At 46.8% G+C, this 15,625-nt stretch carries 18 protein-coding genes; 17 read left to right on the forward strand and 1 reads right to left on the reverse strand.

What is annotated here, in order from left to right; genetic code table 11:
- The first annotated feature begins 69 nt into the window (after nt 1–69).
- From ACXHJ2_RS08475 to ACXHJ2_RS08485, 3 genes are all read left to right on the forward strand, one after another.
- The gene (locus tag ACXHJ2_RS08475; protein WP_165082341.1) at nt 70–1,587 is read left to right on the forward strand and encodes a sugar ABC transporter ATP-binding protein; all 1,518 of its coding nucleotides are present in this window, start codon (nt 70–72) and stop codon (nt 1,585–1,587) included.
- On the forward strand, nt 1,584–2,570 hold the full coding sequence (locus tag ACXHJ2_RS08480) for an ABC transporter permease (protein ID WP_165082343.1): 987 nt from the start codon (nt 1,584–1,586) through the stop codon (nt 2,568–2,570). Before ACXHJ2_RS08475 ends, ACXHJ2_RS08480 begins: the two co-directional genes overlap by 4 nt.
- Before the next feature lie 248 nt (nt 2,571–2,818).
- Nucleotides 2,819–3,091 (forward strand): HU family DNA-binding protein, encoded by a 273-nt coding sequence (locus tag ACXHJ2_RS08485; protein WP_014599981.1) that lies wholly within the window; start codon nt 2,819–2,821, stop codon nt 3,089–3,091.
- 71 nt (nt 3,092–3,162) lie between these two features.
- On the opposite strand, the gene ACXHJ2_RS08490 is transcribed toward ACXHJ2_RS08485, so the two are convergent.
- Complete coding sequence (locus ACXHJ2_RS08490; protein WP_238791461.1) at nt 3,163–3,423, reverse strand: hypothetical protein; 261 nt, start codon at nt 3,421–3,423, stop codon at nt 3,163–3,165.
- A 68-nt stretch (nt 3,424–3,491) separates the two neighbouring features.
- Here ACXHJ2_RS08490 and mtrB point away from each other — a divergent pair, with 68 nt between their 5' ends.
- The 14 genes from mtrB (at nt 3,492) to trpE (ending at nt 15,611) form a co-directional block, all read left to right on the forward strand.
- Nucleotides 3,492–3,722, forward strand: a complete 231-nt coding sequence (mtrB, locus tag ACXHJ2_RS08495; protein WP_013371682.1) for a trp RNA-binding attenuation protein MtrB — start codon at nt 3,492–3,494, stop codon at nt 3,720–3,722.
- 98 nt (nt 3,723–3,820) lie between these two features.
- A complete protein-coding gene (locus ACXHJ2_RS08500; protein ID WP_013371681.1) occupies nt 3,821–4,372 on the forward strand; it encodes a hypothetical protein in 552 nt (183 codons plus the stop codon).
- Nucleotides 4,373–4,489: 117 nt separating this feature from the next.
- Complete coding sequence (locus ACXHJ2_RS08505) at nt 4,490–5,359, forward strand: heptaprenyl diphosphate synthase component 1 (protein WP_165082345.1); 870 nt, start codon at nt 4,490–4,492, stop codon at nt 5,357–5,359.
- 9 nt (nt 5,360–5,368) lie between these two features.
- Nucleotides 5,369–6,097 carry a demethylmenaquinone methyltransferase gene (locus ACXHJ2_RS08510; protein ID WP_165082347.1) on the forward strand — a complete coding sequence of 243 codons (729 nt, stop codon included), beginning with the start codon at nt 5,369–5,371 and terminating at the stop codon, nt 6,095–6,097.
- Complete coding sequence (locus ACXHJ2_RS08515; protein WP_058711587.1) at nt 6,090–6,962, forward strand: UbiA-like polyprenyltransferase; 873 nt, start codon at nt 6,090–6,092, stop codon at nt 6,960–6,962. The genes ACXHJ2_RS08510 and ACXHJ2_RS08515 overlap by 8 nt, the downstream gene beginning before the upstream one ends.
- Complete coding sequence (locus ACXHJ2_RS08520) at nt 6,962–7,621, forward strand: UbiX family flavin prenyltransferase (protein WP_013371677.1); 660 nt, start codon at nt 6,962–6,964, stop codon at nt 7,619–7,621. The genes ACXHJ2_RS08515 and ACXHJ2_RS08520 overlap by 1 nt, the downstream gene beginning before the upstream one ends.
- Nucleotides 7,578–8,444: a menaquinone biosynthetic enzyme MqnA/MqnD family protein gene (locus tag ACXHJ2_RS08525; protein ID WP_090738861.1), complete on the forward strand. Its 867-nt coding sequence runs from the start codon at nt 7,578–7,580 to the stop codon at nt 8,442–8,444. Before ACXHJ2_RS08520 ends, ACXHJ2_RS08525 begins: the two co-directional genes overlap by 44 nt.
- Nucleotides 8,441–9,415 (forward strand): polyprenyl synthetase family protein, encoded by a 975-nt coding sequence (locus tag ACXHJ2_RS08530; RefSeq protein ID WP_090738862.1) that lies wholly within the window; start codon nt 8,441–8,443, stop codon nt 9,413–9,415. Before ACXHJ2_RS08525 ends, ACXHJ2_RS08530 begins: the two co-directional genes overlap by 4 nt.
- 110 nt (nt 9,416–9,525) lie before the next feature.
- Entirely contained in the window at nt 9,526–9,969 is a 444-nt protein-coding gene (gene ndk, locus ACXHJ2_RS08535; protein ID WP_025675656.1) for a nucleoside-diphosphate kinase, read from the forward strand.
- A 30-nt stretch (nt 9,970–9,999) separates the two neighbouring features.
- Nucleotides 10,000–10,800 carry a CheR family methyltransferase gene (locus tag ACXHJ2_RS08540; RefSeq protein ID WP_013371673.1) on the forward strand — a complete coding sequence of 267 codons (801 nt, stop codon included), beginning with the start codon at nt 10,000–10,002 and terminating at the stop codon, nt 10,798–10,800.
- Between the two features lie 232 nt (nt 10,801–11,032).
- A complete protein-coding gene (gene aroC / locus ACXHJ2_RS08545; RefSeq protein ID WP_019687864.1) occupies nt 11,033–12,202 on the forward strand; it encodes a chorismate synthase in 1,170 nt (389 codons plus the stop codon).
- A 1-nt stretch (nt 12,203) separates the two neighbouring features.
- Nucleotides 12,204–13,298 carry a 3-dehydroquinate synthase gene (gene aroB, locus ACXHJ2_RS08550; RefSeq protein ID WP_165082349.1) on the forward strand — a complete coding sequence of 365 codons (1,095 nt, stop codon included), beginning with the start codon at nt 12,204–12,206 and terminating at the stop codon, nt 13,296–13,298.
- Between the two features lie 2 nt (nt 13,299–13,300).
- Nucleotides 13,301–13,675, forward strand: coding sequence for a chorismate mutase (gene aroH / locus ACXHJ2_RS08555; protein ID WP_013371670.1), 375 nt, complete (start codon nt 13,301–13,303; stop codon nt 13,673–13,675).
- Between the two features lie 385 nt (nt 13,676–14,060).
- Nucleotides 14,061–15,611, forward strand: coding sequence for an anthranilate synthase component I (gene trpE, locus ACXHJ2_RS08560; RefSeq protein ID WP_013371669.1), 1,551 nt, complete (start codon nt 14,061–14,063; stop codon nt 15,609–15,611).
- The last annotated feature ends 14 nt before the right edge of the window (nt 15,612–15,625 follow it).

A 15,625-nucleotide genomic window follows, 5' to 3' on the forward strand; every position in this document is an offset into this window, starting at 1 on the left:
TGATTCATAACGCAAATGCAATGGCGCGCTTCGGCGCGCTTTTATCATAAGCGGGAGTGAGGGGGCACCATGAGTTCACCAGTATATACATTGGAGATGAAGAACATCAGCAAACGGTTTGCTGGTGTAGATGCGCTGCGAGCCGTGAATTTTACGGTTCAGGGTGGCGAAATTCACGCTCTGCTCGGTGCCAACGGGGCAGGGAAAAGCACATTAATGAAAATCTTGTCCGGTGCGTATCGTTTCGATCAGGGAGCGATCGTTGTGGATGGCAAGGAACTGATTATTAGTTCACCGTGGGAAGCCAAAAGAGCCGGAATTCACTGTGTGTATCAAGAAGTCGATTCGGCACTTGTGCCTCAGTTAACCGTCGCTGAAAACATTGTAATGGACGATTTGTCTGCACTTGATGGTCGGTGGTGGGTTGCACCAGCGTCCATGCGCAGACGAGCACGTGAGGCATTAGCGCGTCTGGAGGTTGATATAGATGTACGACGATACGTGTCTGAATTGACGTTAGCAGAAAAGCAGCTTGTACTCATCGCACGGATTCTGACACAGCAGGCGAATACTATCATTTTTGATGAGCCAACGGCACCGCTGAGCGAGGAAGAAACGAGATGTTTGTTCCGCACGATTCATACCCTCAAGGATGAGGGAGTAGCATGTATTCTTATCACCCACCGATTGCCGGAGGTCATCGAGCACAGTGACCGTGTTACGGTAATGCGTGATGGTGAGCGCGTGTTCTCGGGACCTGCTTCTGATTTAAATGTAGGCGGCATTGTCACGTATATGCTTGGGAAAACATTTGATGAGGAATTTCCGAAAACAGAGGCGCCTATTGGTGAAACGGTATTGGAAGCAAGAGGGCTCCGGAAGGGATTGCGGGTTCACGGTGTTGATTTGCAGGTCAGACGCGGCGAAATTCTGTCTATTGTGGGTTTGGTCGGTGCGGGCAAGACGGAGCTGTCACGACTTCTTACAGGGGCAGACAAGCCAGATGTGGGGGAACTGACCTTCAAGGGGCGCTGCATTCGTTTGCATGAGCCAGCGGACGCAGTAGCTCAAGGAATTGTGTCCATACCCGAGGAGCGGCGTAAGCAGGGGGTCTTGATTGAAGAAAGCGTGGAACGAAACCTTAGCCTTCCGCTCTTGGGCAAGCTGAGTGTTCTTGGTTTCATTAGTCGGCATAGAGAACGTAATAACGGTAATGGGGTTGTCGCCTCTCTTGGTATTAAGACGCCTTCACTGCGCCAGCATGTTAAGTATTTGAGCGGTGGGAATCAACAAAAGGTTGCGATAGGAAAATGGCTTCATTCTGGAGCGGATATCTTTGTTTTTGACGAACCAACCAAGGGTGTGGATATAGGGGCAAAAAGCGATATTTTCCGTATCATTGGAGAATTGGCAGCACAAGGAAAAGCAATCATTTATCTAACCTGTGAATTTGCAGAAGGTATTGGCATTGGTGATCGGATAGCAGTCATGTATGACGGGAAAATAATAAGGGAATTTGCGCGAGGCGAAGTCGAACAGGAACAGCTTCTGTTGTACGCCAGCGGTGGTGAAGAGGTGCATTCATGAAGGAAAAATGGTTAAATGTCTCGTTTCGTTACGGTGCTGTAGTGGTCATTATAGGTGTGTTGGCGTTTTTCTCAGCCACCTTACCTTATTTTTGGACGTATGATAATTTAATGGATATTCTTGGCTCAATTGCGATTGTAACTTTTGTAGCCATTGGTGTGACATTGTCACTTATCGTGGACGGTTTTGACCTGTCGGTTGGTGCAACGGTATCTTTGACGACAGTCGTCTCAGCTTCGTTGATGGTCTGGTATGAACAGCCTGTTGCAGTGGTCATTATTGTGGCTCTGGTTGTTGGAGCTTTGGTTGGACTATTAAATTCACTTTTGATTATTAAACTGCGTATCCCCGATTTGCTCGCAACTCTAGCCATTATGTATATTGTAAGCGGGGTTCATCAAACGTACGCACAGGGCTATACCATCTACAATCATATGCAGTTTCCGGATGGCAGCAAGGCCCCAGGCGAGATATCTCCAGCATTTCTTTTACTAGGTCAAGGTAAATGGTTGGGTATCCCGATTTCGGTTATTTTACTGTTGCTAGCTGTGGCAGCGGTGCATGTTTTCTTGACCTATACGAAGCACGGGCGTCAAATGTATGTAACTGGCGGAAATGAGGAGGCTGCTCGTCTGTCGGGTATACGGGTAAAAAAAGTCCGTACACTGGCCTATATTGCTTCAGGCGTATTTGCGGCAATTGCCGGTATTTTGTATGCTTCGCGTGTAGGATCGGGTCAAATTGACGCTGGCTCTCCCTTGCTCATGGAGGCGGTAGCTGCAGTATTCGTCGGCTTTTCAGTGTTTGGAGCGGGTAAACCCAATGTTATTGGTACATTTATTGGTGCGGTGTTGATCGGCGTATTAGTTAATGGACTGACCATGATGAATGTGCAATATTTTGCTCATGACATTGTCAAAGGACTAGTGCTGGTGCTTGCGCTGGCTGTTACTTTTTACGTGCTGAACCGTCGTCGTACTTGAAATTGTCTGTCGACTGTATTACTATAAACCTTGTTCCACGCAAGAAGGGTGCCATAAAACGCCAGTTTCGGCCTATATGGCGGTGGTTAGGTATATTCTATGTATATTTAACGACGAAACGGAAACAGATGATAACATTATGGAAGGCAGTATGCCGCCCGGGTTATTTTATACAGGCGACTTCATTATCGGTGGAGAACACCGATAACCTTAATGCTGGACTACACTTGAATTGGGAGGTGAATATGTTGAATAAAACGGATTTGATCAATCAGGTTTCTGAGAGCACTGAATTGTCCAAAAAGGACGTAACCAAAGCAATCGATGCAGTATTTGAGGCGATCGCTGGTGCACTGCAAAACGGAGACAAGGTACAACTGGTAGGTTTCGGGAACTTTGAGGTTCGTGAACGTTCCGCACGTAAAGGACGTAACCCGCAAACAGGAGAAGAAATCGAAATCCCTGCGAGCAAAATTCCGGCATTCAAACCGGGTAAAGCGCTCAAAGACGGAATTAAATAAGATTTCTTACATATTCCCAATGCGCTGAAAGGACCGTGAATTTGATTCACGGCCCTTTCTTTTTGTCCTATTTACTTTGTGGTAGAGGTGCCATGGACTGAAGAAGAGGAAGTTGTCCTGCCGTTTCGCGAGGCATAAGCGATCAGCACCAGGGGTTCACCTGTCAGCTCGGCAAATTCATGTTCCATCCGTTGAAGCTGCTCAATCTGAGCAGGACTGAGATTGGCGGGACGATAGTTTTCCATCAGATCCGTTCCTTTCGTTAATAGATGGGATTGCACAGATAGTATGGCACAGGAAGCACTATTTGTTGCAGGCAGCGTGGAAAGCATGAGTTGACAAAACAATCTTAAATCTCCATCATAAAAATATAGTTTCGGCTCTCAGGGAGGAAAAGAACATGGAAGATAACGTGACGGGCAGCAGTGAGTACGTCGTAATTAAAGCAAAAAGCAACGGATGTCAGGTTTTTGGTCTGACCAGAGGTCAGGATACACGCCTGCATCATTCAGAAAAATTGGACAAGGGTGAGGTAATGATCGTCCAATTTACGGATCATACTTCTGCCATCAAAATCCGCGGCAAGGCCGTTGTGATGACCAAGCACGGGGTTGTAGATACAGAGGAGTAAAATGCAGGCATAGCCTGCTTTTTTTTGTTGTACAATGAGAGTGAGGACCTTTACCGTAGCAAACCCACATTATGGGGTAGGGGTCAGGGGAGGCTCTGATGAAACCTTGGACTGTACTCGGTGGTTCCATTCTCATAACCACCGCAGCAGCAATACTGCTGCCGTCCTTACAGATGCTGGACTCGGGTACCGCAGCAGTTCGTGAAACACAGGCGACAATTTCGCCCCAGCAACGAGTACTGCTGACGGATGACAATCTGGTAGATACACTGAATGAGCTTCCATTAACTACACCGATTGCAAGTGTAAGCTGGGAACATTCAGTCCTGACCCTGGATGTTAAGCTGTCCAAGGAAGAAACTACGCCACTGGAGATTTATCAAAACATGGCGGAGCTTGCCGCCTTTAGCTTCTACGGAACGACGAACGTACGGCAATTGCTGTTGCGGGTGGTGACAGAGGACGAATGGTCAGGAGAACGCCATTTGCTGCTAGCATCCGATATACGCCGGAACGAGTGGACGAACGAGGCACTGGAACAACTTAGAAATCGCGAAGGCGCTGAACTGCCAGAAGATTTGAAATCTCGTTTCCGCATTACAGTAACGCCCATGTGGCAAAACAGGTTTAGCGGTGTATATACAAACTAGATGTTTTCTACCGCTGGACCTACAGTACTTTAGTCGCGAATCATTTTAAATTGTGATATAATATAAGGCATTGCAATTATTTGAGTATACCAGAAAGTCATGGCTCGGAGGCTTAGGATGAAACCGTATCGCGTACCTCAATTAGCAAGGAAATATGTGGAATACGACATGATTCAACAACATACGGAAATGCCGGCTTTTCCTGACAGCCGTACCCGTTTGCTGTTTGAGTTTTTGAACCGGAATGCGCAAGGGCTGCATGCCAGTGAGGATGAACTGTACGCTTTGGTTACATCACTTGTGCAAATGGGACTGGATACGCATGATATGATTGATACTTTATCCGGTATACGAAGCCCGGAAGAGATGCGTTCCAGACAGCTGAAAGTGTTAGCCGGTGACTACTTCAGCAGCCGTTTTTATCAGCTACTTGCACTGGCAGGCCGAATCGAGGCCATTTCGAAGCTGAGTGATGCTGTATGTGAAGTGAACGCAGGGAAAATGAGCTTGTACTGGGAGATGAAGCATTTTCGTTTGGATGCTGCTCAGTATTTATCTCAGATGGTTTGCTTCAAACAGAAGCTTTTTTTATCATTGACTTCACTTATTGCAGAACAGGATCAGGAAGTCTGGAAGCAGCTTCTTAACGAATTCGCTCTCTGTGATACGCTGGTGGAGGAATGGGAGAAGCGGGCAGAACCAGACAAGTCCCGTTTCGGATATATGTTCTGGCATATTTACGGTAACGGAGACCAGCATGAGCAGGCGCTGCTTTCAGAGGGTGGTACTGAAACAGAAGTTTGGCGTAAGCTTGTGCTGAAATACAAGGCCGAGGATGCGATACTGGACAAGCTTCGCACGGCTGTTACACACATCCGGCAGACCCTGTCAGATGAACAAAACACGGGGATTGAGGAATTTGAATGCATGCTTGAGCCTTTCCTAAAGCTGCTACATAGTTCGCACCCGGTTGTGAGGGAAGGTTAGGTGAACGTCATGAGATCAAGCGACACCAAGCCGAAAGAGCAATTCGTTCATGGCGTGTTTGAAAGTATAGCCGGTAAATACGATTTGATGAACGATATACTGAGCTTTCGCAGACATAAGGCTTGGCGGAAATTTACAATGAAAAAGATGGACATGCATCGCGGCGATACGGCAATCGATCTTTGTTGTGGGACATGTGACTGGACGCTTGCGATGGCGCGTGCAAGTGAAAGTGGTCACATCGTAGGACTGGATTTTAGCCAGAACATGCTAAATGTTGGCGAGCGAAAGATTACATCAGAATCCCGTGAAAAGCAAATCAAGCTTGTTCAAGGCAACGCGATGGATCTACCTTTTGAAGACAATTCATTTGATTATGCGACGATTGGTTTCGGTCTTCGCAACGTGCCTGATCTGCGCCGCGTGTTGCAGGAAATGCAACGAGTCGTTAAGCCTGGTGGGCAGGTCGTATGTCTGGAGTTGTCCAAACCTACTTGGCAGCCGTTCAAGGGAATTTACTACGCATATTTTCAACACATCTTGCCCATGCTCGGCAAATTGTTCGCCAAACGTTATGAGCAGTACAAATGGCTCCCTGATTCGTTGGCGCTTTTTCCAGGAAGGGATGAACTGGCTGACATCTTTCGTGAAGTCGGATTAAAGGATGTTCAAGCTCATTCTCTCACCGGAGGCATTGCGGCATTGCATATTGGAATCAAGGAGAGTCTGCATGTTTAAGAAAATTGCTATTTTTTTGGAAATGATTAAAATTGAACATACCTTATTTGCGCTCCCATTTGCATTTATGGGGGCTGTATTGGGGTCAGTTGTCGTGACGGACAACCTTCCCTCATGGCCGCAGATCGGTTGGATTTTGTTGGCTATGGTTGGCGCTCGTAGCGCAGCCTTCGGCTTTAATCGTATGATTGACCGTGTAATTGACGGGAAAAATCCGCGTACAGCAGGACGCGCCATCCCGGCAGGGCTGCTCAAATCGAGCGAAGTGGTAATTTTCATCATCGTTAGCTTGTTGTTGTTATTCTGGGCCTCATTCAAGTTAAGTCCGCTGGCGTTCAAGCTGTTCCCGCTGGCCTTTTTTATGCTTGTTTTTTACTCTTACACCAAGCGTTTTACTTGGCTGTGCCATATTGTACTCGGTTTGACCATTGGTTTGGCACCATTAGGCGCATGGGTTGCAGTAACAGGACAAATGGATTTGACTGCTGTCGTACTTTATCTCACGATTGCATTTTGGACAGCTGGATTTGATGTTATTTATGCTTGTCAAGATATTGATTTTGACCAGAGTGAAGGGGTTTATTCTATTCCTGCCCGTTTTGGTGTAGCAGGTGCTCTGAACATCGCCCGGGTGTTCCATGTCATTACGGCGATCGGATTTATTGTGCTGTTCTTTATTGCAGATTTGAGCTGGTGGTATCTGGCGGGCATGATTATTTCATACATTATTTTATTTTATGAGCACTATATCGTTTCTCCAAAAGATCTAAGTCGCTTGCAGACGGCATTCTTTACGATGAACGGTGTACTTAGCATTGTCGTATTTGCTTTTACACTGATTGATTTGGTGGTGCGTTTATACTAATGAATAATCAGGTGAGCAACCATCAAGGCAAACGAATCGTTATTGGGATTACAGGTGCGAGCGGAAGCATTTATGGTGTACGACTGGTAGAGACACTGCTGGACTTGCAGTATACAGTTCACCTGATTGTTTCTAATGCTGGCTGGCGGGTATTGAAAGAGGAGCTGGGCTGGAATGTGACTGACCGGGAAGGAGCTTTGAATGAACAATTCGGAGACCGTCCCGGTTCTCTTGTATACCATCCCTTTACAGATATTGGAGCTTCTATTGCAAGCGGCTCTTATTTGGTCGATGCCATGATTATCATGCCATGCTCGATGGGGACGTTGTCAGCGGTAGCGCACGGTTCGTCTGATAATCTCATGGCACGTGCAGCAGATGTGATGATGAAGGAGGGTCGTCCGCTGATCCTTGTGCCTCGTGAGACACCATTGCATGCTATTCATCTGGAAAATATGCTTAAGCTTGCGAGACTCGGCGTCAAAATGATTCCGGCCATGCCAGCTTTTTATTTTCATCCAAAGACGCTGGATGATATTGTATTGTTCCTCGTAGGCAAAGTATTAGACAGCTTGCGTATAGAACATCAACTGTTTACGAGATGGGGGGATTCCGATGCCGATACCGGACACCAAGACAATCACAATCGGAAAAATTAAATATACAAACGCTTGGCCTATTTTTCATTACTTTAATCCTTCAGAGCTTCTCCATTCGGCGGAGATGGTTTCCAAAGTTCCGGCTGAATTGAATCGAGGCATGCTGAATGGGAGTTTGGATATGAGTGCGATGTCCTCCTTTGCGTATGCATCAGGTGCTGAGGAAATGCTGTTGTTGCCGGATTTATCCGTCAGTGCAGACGGTCCAGTCCAATCCATTTTACTATTTTCACGCAAGCCGTTAAATGAAATCATTAATGGCACCATTGCACTGACGAATACTTCAGCTACATCGGTAAACTTGTTGAAAATTTTGATGCAAAAGGCATGGGAAGGCCAGCCTACTTACTTTGACTGTGAACCAGATCTTGATTTGATGCTGGAACAGGCAGATGCAGGGCTGCTGATTGGAGATCACGCGATCAAGGCGTCTTGGCGAAGTGAAGGCCTGTATGTAACCGACCTCGGGGAAGAGTGGAAACGCTGGACGGGCTACAGCATGACATTTGCTGTATGGGCAGTTCGACGTGCTGTTGCTGCTCAGAATCCCGCTGTGGTGGCTGAAATTGCGAATGCATTCCGCGTAAGCAAGCAGCGTAGTCTGTCTGATCTGGCACCTGTTATATCTGAGGCTTGCAAGGAAATTGGAGGTTCGGAAGATTATTGGGAGCGCTACTTTACGAATCTGTGTTATGATTTTGGGGAGAAGCAACAACAAGGTTTAGAGCTTTATTTTCAGTATGCATATGAACTGGGGCTGCTTGACCGACGAGTGAAGCCGCTTCTCTGGAGTGACAATACGCTGACACGGGTGAAAGAATGAAACGATTGGATTTGTTCGGTTTATTAAAAAAGGATATGAACTTCATAGAAGAAGAGCTGTACCGCAGCATTGACAGTAGGGAGCCGTTGATTAATGATACGTCGCTTCATCTGCTTAAAGCAGGGGGCAAGCGATTGCGTCCCGTGTTTGTATTGCTGGGAGGCAAGTTTGGAGAATATGATCTGGACAAGCTCAAGCGCATAGCGGTACCTCTGGAACTGATTCATTCTGCCTCTCTCGTTCACGACGACGTGATTGACGATGCGGAAATGAGACGCGGCCAACCCACCGTGAAGTCCAAATGGGACAATCGGGTGGCTATGTACACCGGAGACTACATATATGCACGCGCACTATCTATTGCTGCTGGACTGCCGAATCCCGATATTCACCGGGTGCTGTCTAAGGCGTTGGTACAGATGTCGATTGGTGAAATGGAACAAATACGTGATTTTTTTAATGTGGATCAGAGTGTGCGCAATTATTTGCTTCGCATACGGCGCAAAACGGCTTTGTTGATTGCGGTCAGTTGCCAGTTGGGAGCTATGGCTGCTGGAGCAGGGGAAAGAGTCAACTCTCTGTTGTACACCTATGGCTATAACGTAGGTATGGCTTTTCAAATTCAGGATGATTTGCTTGATCTGTGTGGAACAGAAAAAAAGATCGGCAAGCCGCCAGGCAGCGATATGAGACAGGGTAATATTACGCTTCCGGTCATTTATGCGCTTGAACAACCCGAACTGCGGGACGATCTGCTGGCTGAAATCCGGCGGATTCAGGATGGGGACGGGCAGGGAGACGCCCGTAAAGCGGTGGATATGATCAAAAAAAGTGAAGGAATCACTAAAGCTGAAATTCTCGCCGACCGATATATTAATAAAGCGCTGAACGCGCTGGACTTACTACCAGATGTCAAAACAAAAAAGACGCTGCGCGATATTGCTCATTTTGTAACACGCCGCTCCTACTAAAGTTGTATTTTAGGTTTGCTGTGACAAAATACTTTAACCGTTTCCAATCTTTCTGTTACAATACAGATTAGTACTGTATAAATACATTAGATTGGATTGGGAGTGAGCCGATGGATCGTACGTTTTTGATGGTTAAACCGGATGGTGTACAACGCGGACTGATGGGACGTATTGTCAGTCGTTTGGAAGACAAAGGCTTCAAAATGGCGGCTGGCAAGCTTGTGCAGGTATCTAGAGAACAAGCAGAACGGCATTATGCGGAGCATGTGGGCAAGCCTTTTTTTGAAGAGCTTGTAGGATTTATCACATCAGGTCCTGTATTTGCCATGGTTTGGGAAGGGGATAACATTGTTACGCTTTCCCGCTTGCTGATTGGTAAAACACAAGTAACCGAAGCTCTTCCGGGCACCATTCGTGGAGACTTTGCTGCACATACACCGTTTAACCTCATTCATGGATCAGATTCACCGGAGAGCGCAGAGCGCGAGATTGCAAATTTTTTCACACCGGAAGAATTAGTTCGGTATGAAAAAACGGTAGCGACCTGGGTGTAAGTTTAATTACGTATGAAGAAGGATGGTAGCATGACAGATCTGGAACTGGGTCAGACGGACCCCGATTACACAGCGTTTATCCGCAAAATCAAGGACAGCACAGGTATTGATCTTGCACAATACAAAGAAGCACAGATGAAAAGGCGGTTAACGACGCTTCGCAACAAAAACGGGTTTCCCAGTTTTGTTTCTTTTTATGATGCCATGATGAAGGAAAAACCTCTATTCTATGAATTTCTGGATCGTATGACGATCAATGTTTCCGAGTTTTGGCGAAATCCCAATCGTTGGGAAGTGCTGCGGGATATCATTTTGCCACAGTTGCTTGTGGGAAAGCAGAAGCTTAAGCTGTGGAGTGCGGCCTGCTCGACTGGTGAAGAGCCCTATAGCCTAGCTATGGTTCTCGACGGTAAAGGAATTTTGGGGAATTGCTCCATTACAGCTTCCGATATTGATGATGGCGCATTGGCTAAAGCCAAGGAAGGTAAATATTTGGAGCGTTCGCTCAAGGATGTGCCTGAGCAGGTAGCTAGCAAATATTTTAAACCAGATGGTGCCATGTATCGGATTGATGACCGTTTAAAACAGGCTGTGAAATTTCAAAAGCAAAACTTGCTGCTGGATCGATTTGAGGATGGGTATGATCTCATTATCTGTCGAAATGTTATGATTTATTTTACAGAAGAGGCCAAACATGCGTTATATCAAAAGTTTGCTGCCAGCCTTCGTCCCGGCGGTGTTCTATTTGTCGGCAGTACCGAGCAAATCTTTTCTCCTAACCAATACGGGCTGGAGTCGACTGAAACCTTTTTTTATCGCAAAAAAGCATAAGCCTGTACATATCATCCATCGTTTCGTAGGAACTTATTTGTATCCTTAAGTAATGGATGGCTGGCTTATCAACAGTGCACGTCCTTTAGCTCTTCTAGCTGAGGGACGTGTTTTTTTGTTTATCTGCCTCACACGTGGCTTTTCTTGTCAAAGAAAGGTGCGTATACTATAATGAAGCACAGTTAAAGATTTTAGCGATGCACAGTTTAACAGTTTAAAGGGGGAACGCGTCATGAGTTTACGTTATTTAACCGCGGGGGAAACGCATGGTCCCCAGCTAACTGCCATTGTAGAGGGTATGCCGAGTAATTTAAAATTGGATTTTGAGGAATTGAATTTTCAGTTGCACCGTCGTCAGAAAGGATATGGACGGGGGCGGCGTATGCAGATTGAAAAAGATACGGCGAAGATTGCCGGTGGCGTACGTCACGGATATACCACAGGTGCACCAATTGCGCTAGTTGTGGAAAATAACGATTGGAAGCACTGGCAGAATATTATGAATATTGAGCCTATTGAAGGTAGTGATGAAGAGAAGCGTCGGGTTCATCGGCCACGTCCGGGCCATGCGGATTTGAATGGCGGAATGAAATACAACCTGAAGGATCTTCGTAACGTGTTGGAACGCTCCAGTGCACGTGAAACAGCAATTCGTGTGGCATGTGGCGGTTTGGCTCGTCAATTGTTGGCTGAGTTCGGAATCAAGGTGGCAGGTCAGGTCATCCGTATTGGTGAAATCGAAGCTCCTTATCGCGATTTGCCGATTGATGAACTGATTGCTGTAACAGAAGCTTCTTCGGTGAGAGTAACCGATCCGGAAACGGAGAAGAAAATGGAAGCATATATTGACCTGATCAAGCAAGAAGGCGACTCCGTCGGTGGGGTAGTGGAATGTATCGTGGAAGGTGTTCCGATTGGTCTAGGCAGTCATGTACAGTATGATCGGAAGCTGGATGCGCGTATCGCACAAGGAGTCATGTCGATCAATGCATTTAAAGGTGTGGAAATCGGCATCGGGTTTGAAGCAGGAGAATTACGCGGTTCACAGGTGCATGATGAGATTCTGTATGATGAGGAACGTGGGTATCATCGTCGTACGAATCGTTTGGGTGGTTTTGAGGGTGGCATGACCAACGGAATGCCCGTGGTGGTTCGTGGCGTAATGAAGCCAATCCCTACACTCTATAAGCCGCTGCAAAGCGTCGACATTGATACGAAGGAAGCGTTCACTGCACAGGTTGAGCGTTCGGATGCATGTGCGGTACCAGCGGCAAGCGTAGTCATGGAGCATGTGGTAGCTTGGGAAATAGCCAAAGCTTTGCTAGAGAAATTCGGCGGGGATTCAATTGAAGAAATCCGCGCGAATATTGCATCCTATGAACAACAATTGGAGCAGTACTAAGATGAGTACGCTGACGGTACAGCTTGGCGAACGTTCTTATCCTATTCATATCGGACGTGGATTGTTGCATCAGGCCGGAGAGTCGTTGAAGGAACGAGCAATTGTACAAAAAAGCCCATTATTGATTGTTTCAGACGAAAATGTAGCGGGATTTTACCTGGCAGCATTGGAGAGCAATCTTCAGGAGTCGGGATACAAAACGGTATCATTTGTCGTTAAACCAGGTGAAACATCCAAGTCGCTTGCTGTATTTGAGCAGGTTATAACAGCAGCCATTGAGGGCGGCCTGGATCGGAATTCAGCCGTTATCGCTCTTGGTGGTGGTGTGGTGGGTGATTTGGCTGGATTTGTGGCGGCATCTTTTATGAGAGGCATCAAGTTCGTACAGGTTCCAACTACAATCCTTGCCCATGACAGCAGCGTGGGCGGTAAGGTCGGCATCAATCATCCTTTGGCAAAAAATATGATAGGAGCCTTCCACCAACCGGAACTCGTACTGTATGACGTAGATACGTTGTCAACATTACCTCCTCGCGAGGTATCTGCGGGACTAGCTGAAATGATCAAGCATGGCTTGATCTGGGATGCCGATTTCGCTCAGTGGTGCCGTGAGCAAGCGACGGATTTGCTCGCACTGGATGCGGCGACACTGGAGTATGGACTGGAAAAGGGATGTTCCATTAAAGCCGAAGTCGTGTCGCGCGATGAACGAGAAAACGATTTGCGCGCTATTCTAAACTTAGGTCATACGATTGGTCATGCGATTGAAGCGATTGCGGGATATGGTGAGTTTTTACACGGGGAAGCCATTTCTATTGGTATGGTCGGCTCCGCACTTCTGGGTGTGAAGCTGGGGGCAGATCCTTCTTTGGTAAACGAAACGAAGGAGATGCTGTCTTCGCTGCGCTTACCGACTTCTCTTCCATCACATCTCGATACAGATCGACTGCTTGAAGCGATGATGCATGACAAAAAGTTCAAGGAAGGCAGCATTACTTTCGTTGTCCCACGCAGTATTGGGCGTGTGGAGGTTGTGAAGGATATTTCCGTCTCTTACATCCGGGAAGTCATTGAACAGTTAAAAGAGGAGGCGTAACGATGTACAATCGTGGTATTCGTGGCGCGACGACCGTTGCAAATAATGAAGCAAACGAAATTTTGGAAGCAACAAGCCAACTGCTGGAGGAAATTGTATCCTACAATGAAATTCAGCCAGACGATATTAGTAATGTATGGATAACGGTGACCCATGACCTGGATGCTGCCTTTCCAGCCATGGCCATCCGTCAGCTTGACGGCTGGGATATGGTTCCACTCATGTGTGCATTAGAAATTCCTGTGGCTGGCAGTTTGCCCAAGTGCATCCGTTTGATGGTACAGGTGAATACTGATAAATCTCAGCGTGAAATGAAACATGTATATTTGAACGGAGCACAGATGTTAAGACCGGATCTGGCTTCCCAAGGGAAATAAGCGCCCGTTTTTAAAGTTGATGGTTGCCAAAGTAACATTCTATGAGATATAGTGTGTGTAGCAGAGTTGAGTAGAGTAGAGTTAGCCAAAGCAGAGTTGAGATGAGAAGAGTGTAGCCTTAGCCAATTCCATATGAGATTACAGAGACCGGCGGTAGCGGGTAAGCTTTTGTCCATGAAGAGACTTTCTTCTAAAGAGAAGCTTATTTGAGGTAACCTGCGTGGTTATGCAAAGGGATGAGTATATGCTTTTGTCTATTTGCTGTAATCATTTTACATATGGAGCATTCTTATAATTTCAATAACTGACAGCCTCTACCTTACGGGTAGAGGCTTTTTTATTCTCTCCATTGGGTTCTGCGCCAATTTGGAAAGGAAGTGATCTCATGTTAACGCCGCATGTGGAGCAAGTGATAGCGATGGCGAATGAATTTAACCTGATTCCTGTGTACAAAAAAGTGCTGGCTGATATGGAGACGCCGATTCGGATATTCCGTCGGTATGCTGAGCGGGACCGTGCCTTTCTGCTGGAGAGTGTAGAGGGAGGCGAGCAGTGGGCGCGACATTCCTTCATCGGAACAGACCCGTTTCTAATGGTCTCAGGTAAAAAAGGTCGATTGATTCTGGAACAGCACGGTAAACGGCAAATATTAAGCGACAAGCCGATTGAAGCGCTCAAAGCATTGCTTCGTAAATACCGTAGTCCGAAACTGAAAGAAATGCCTCCGTTTACAGGCGGGGCTATCGGATTTTTTGGATATGACCTTCTTCAATATTACGAAAAGCTGCCGGAGCATTCGGTAGATGATTTGAATATGGATGATATTCGTTTTATGTTCTGTGATCAAGTCATTGTCTTTGATCATGTGAAACAGCAAATTTTGCTGGTTGGCAATGTTCATATAGGTGAAGGGTTCCGCGAGGAGGACATACGTGCTGCTTATGCAGATGTGGAACGCAAGTTGGAGAACACGGCGCAGTATCTGCGCAAGCAGTCCCCACCGGAGCGATTAGGATCAGCTTCCATTCCTGATGATGTGGAACTGGGTGAGATTCAATCCAATGTGACGAAGGAACAGTTTATATCAAACGTGGAGCAGGCAAAGGAGTATATCCGCTCAGGTGATATTTTTCAGGTTGTACTGTCCCAGCGTTTTCACATTGATACAGAGGCCTCTCCACTACAGGTATACCGCGTGCTGCGCACGATGAACCCGTCGCCATATATGTATTATTTGAAAATGGATGACGAGATCATCGTAGGCACTTCGCCGGAGGCACTCGTCAAGGTGGAAAACGGCCGCGTAGAGACCCGGCCGATTGCAGGAACGAGACCGCGTGGTGTAACGGAAACAGAAGATGCGGCACTTGCTGAAGAATTGTTGAAGGATGAAAAAGAACGTGCAGAGCATCTGATGCTGGTCGATTTGGGAAGAAATGATTTGGGCCGTGTATCCCAGTTTGGCACCGTAAAATGCGATACATTCATGGAGATTGAACGCTATTCCCACGTGATGCACATAGTATCGAATGTGTCAGGTGAGCTGCGTGAGGACAAAGATTTCTTCGATGCTTTCCTGTCTTGCCTGCCTGCCGGCACCGTATCAGGAGCTCCAAAGCTACGGGCCATGGAGATTATTGCCGAGCTGGAACGGGAAGCACGCGGAACCTATGCAGGAGCAATAGGATATTTGGGCTTCTCAGGCAATATGGATGCTTGCATTACGATTCGCACAATTGTGTTTAAAAAGAACCGGGCCTATGTCCAGGCAGGGGCTGGAATTGTGTGGGACTCCGTACCGGAAAGCGAGTATCAGGAGACGGTGAACAAAGCAAAGGCACTGCTGAAAGCAATCCGCACGGCGGAAGCGATGTTCCCAGCAACGACACAGCCTTACAACAGCGTCATCAACCAAGATTATTTGTACACTCCGTAACACACCAAAATCTG

The sequence above is a fragment of the Paenibacillus sp. ALE3 genome (assembly GCF_054113405.1).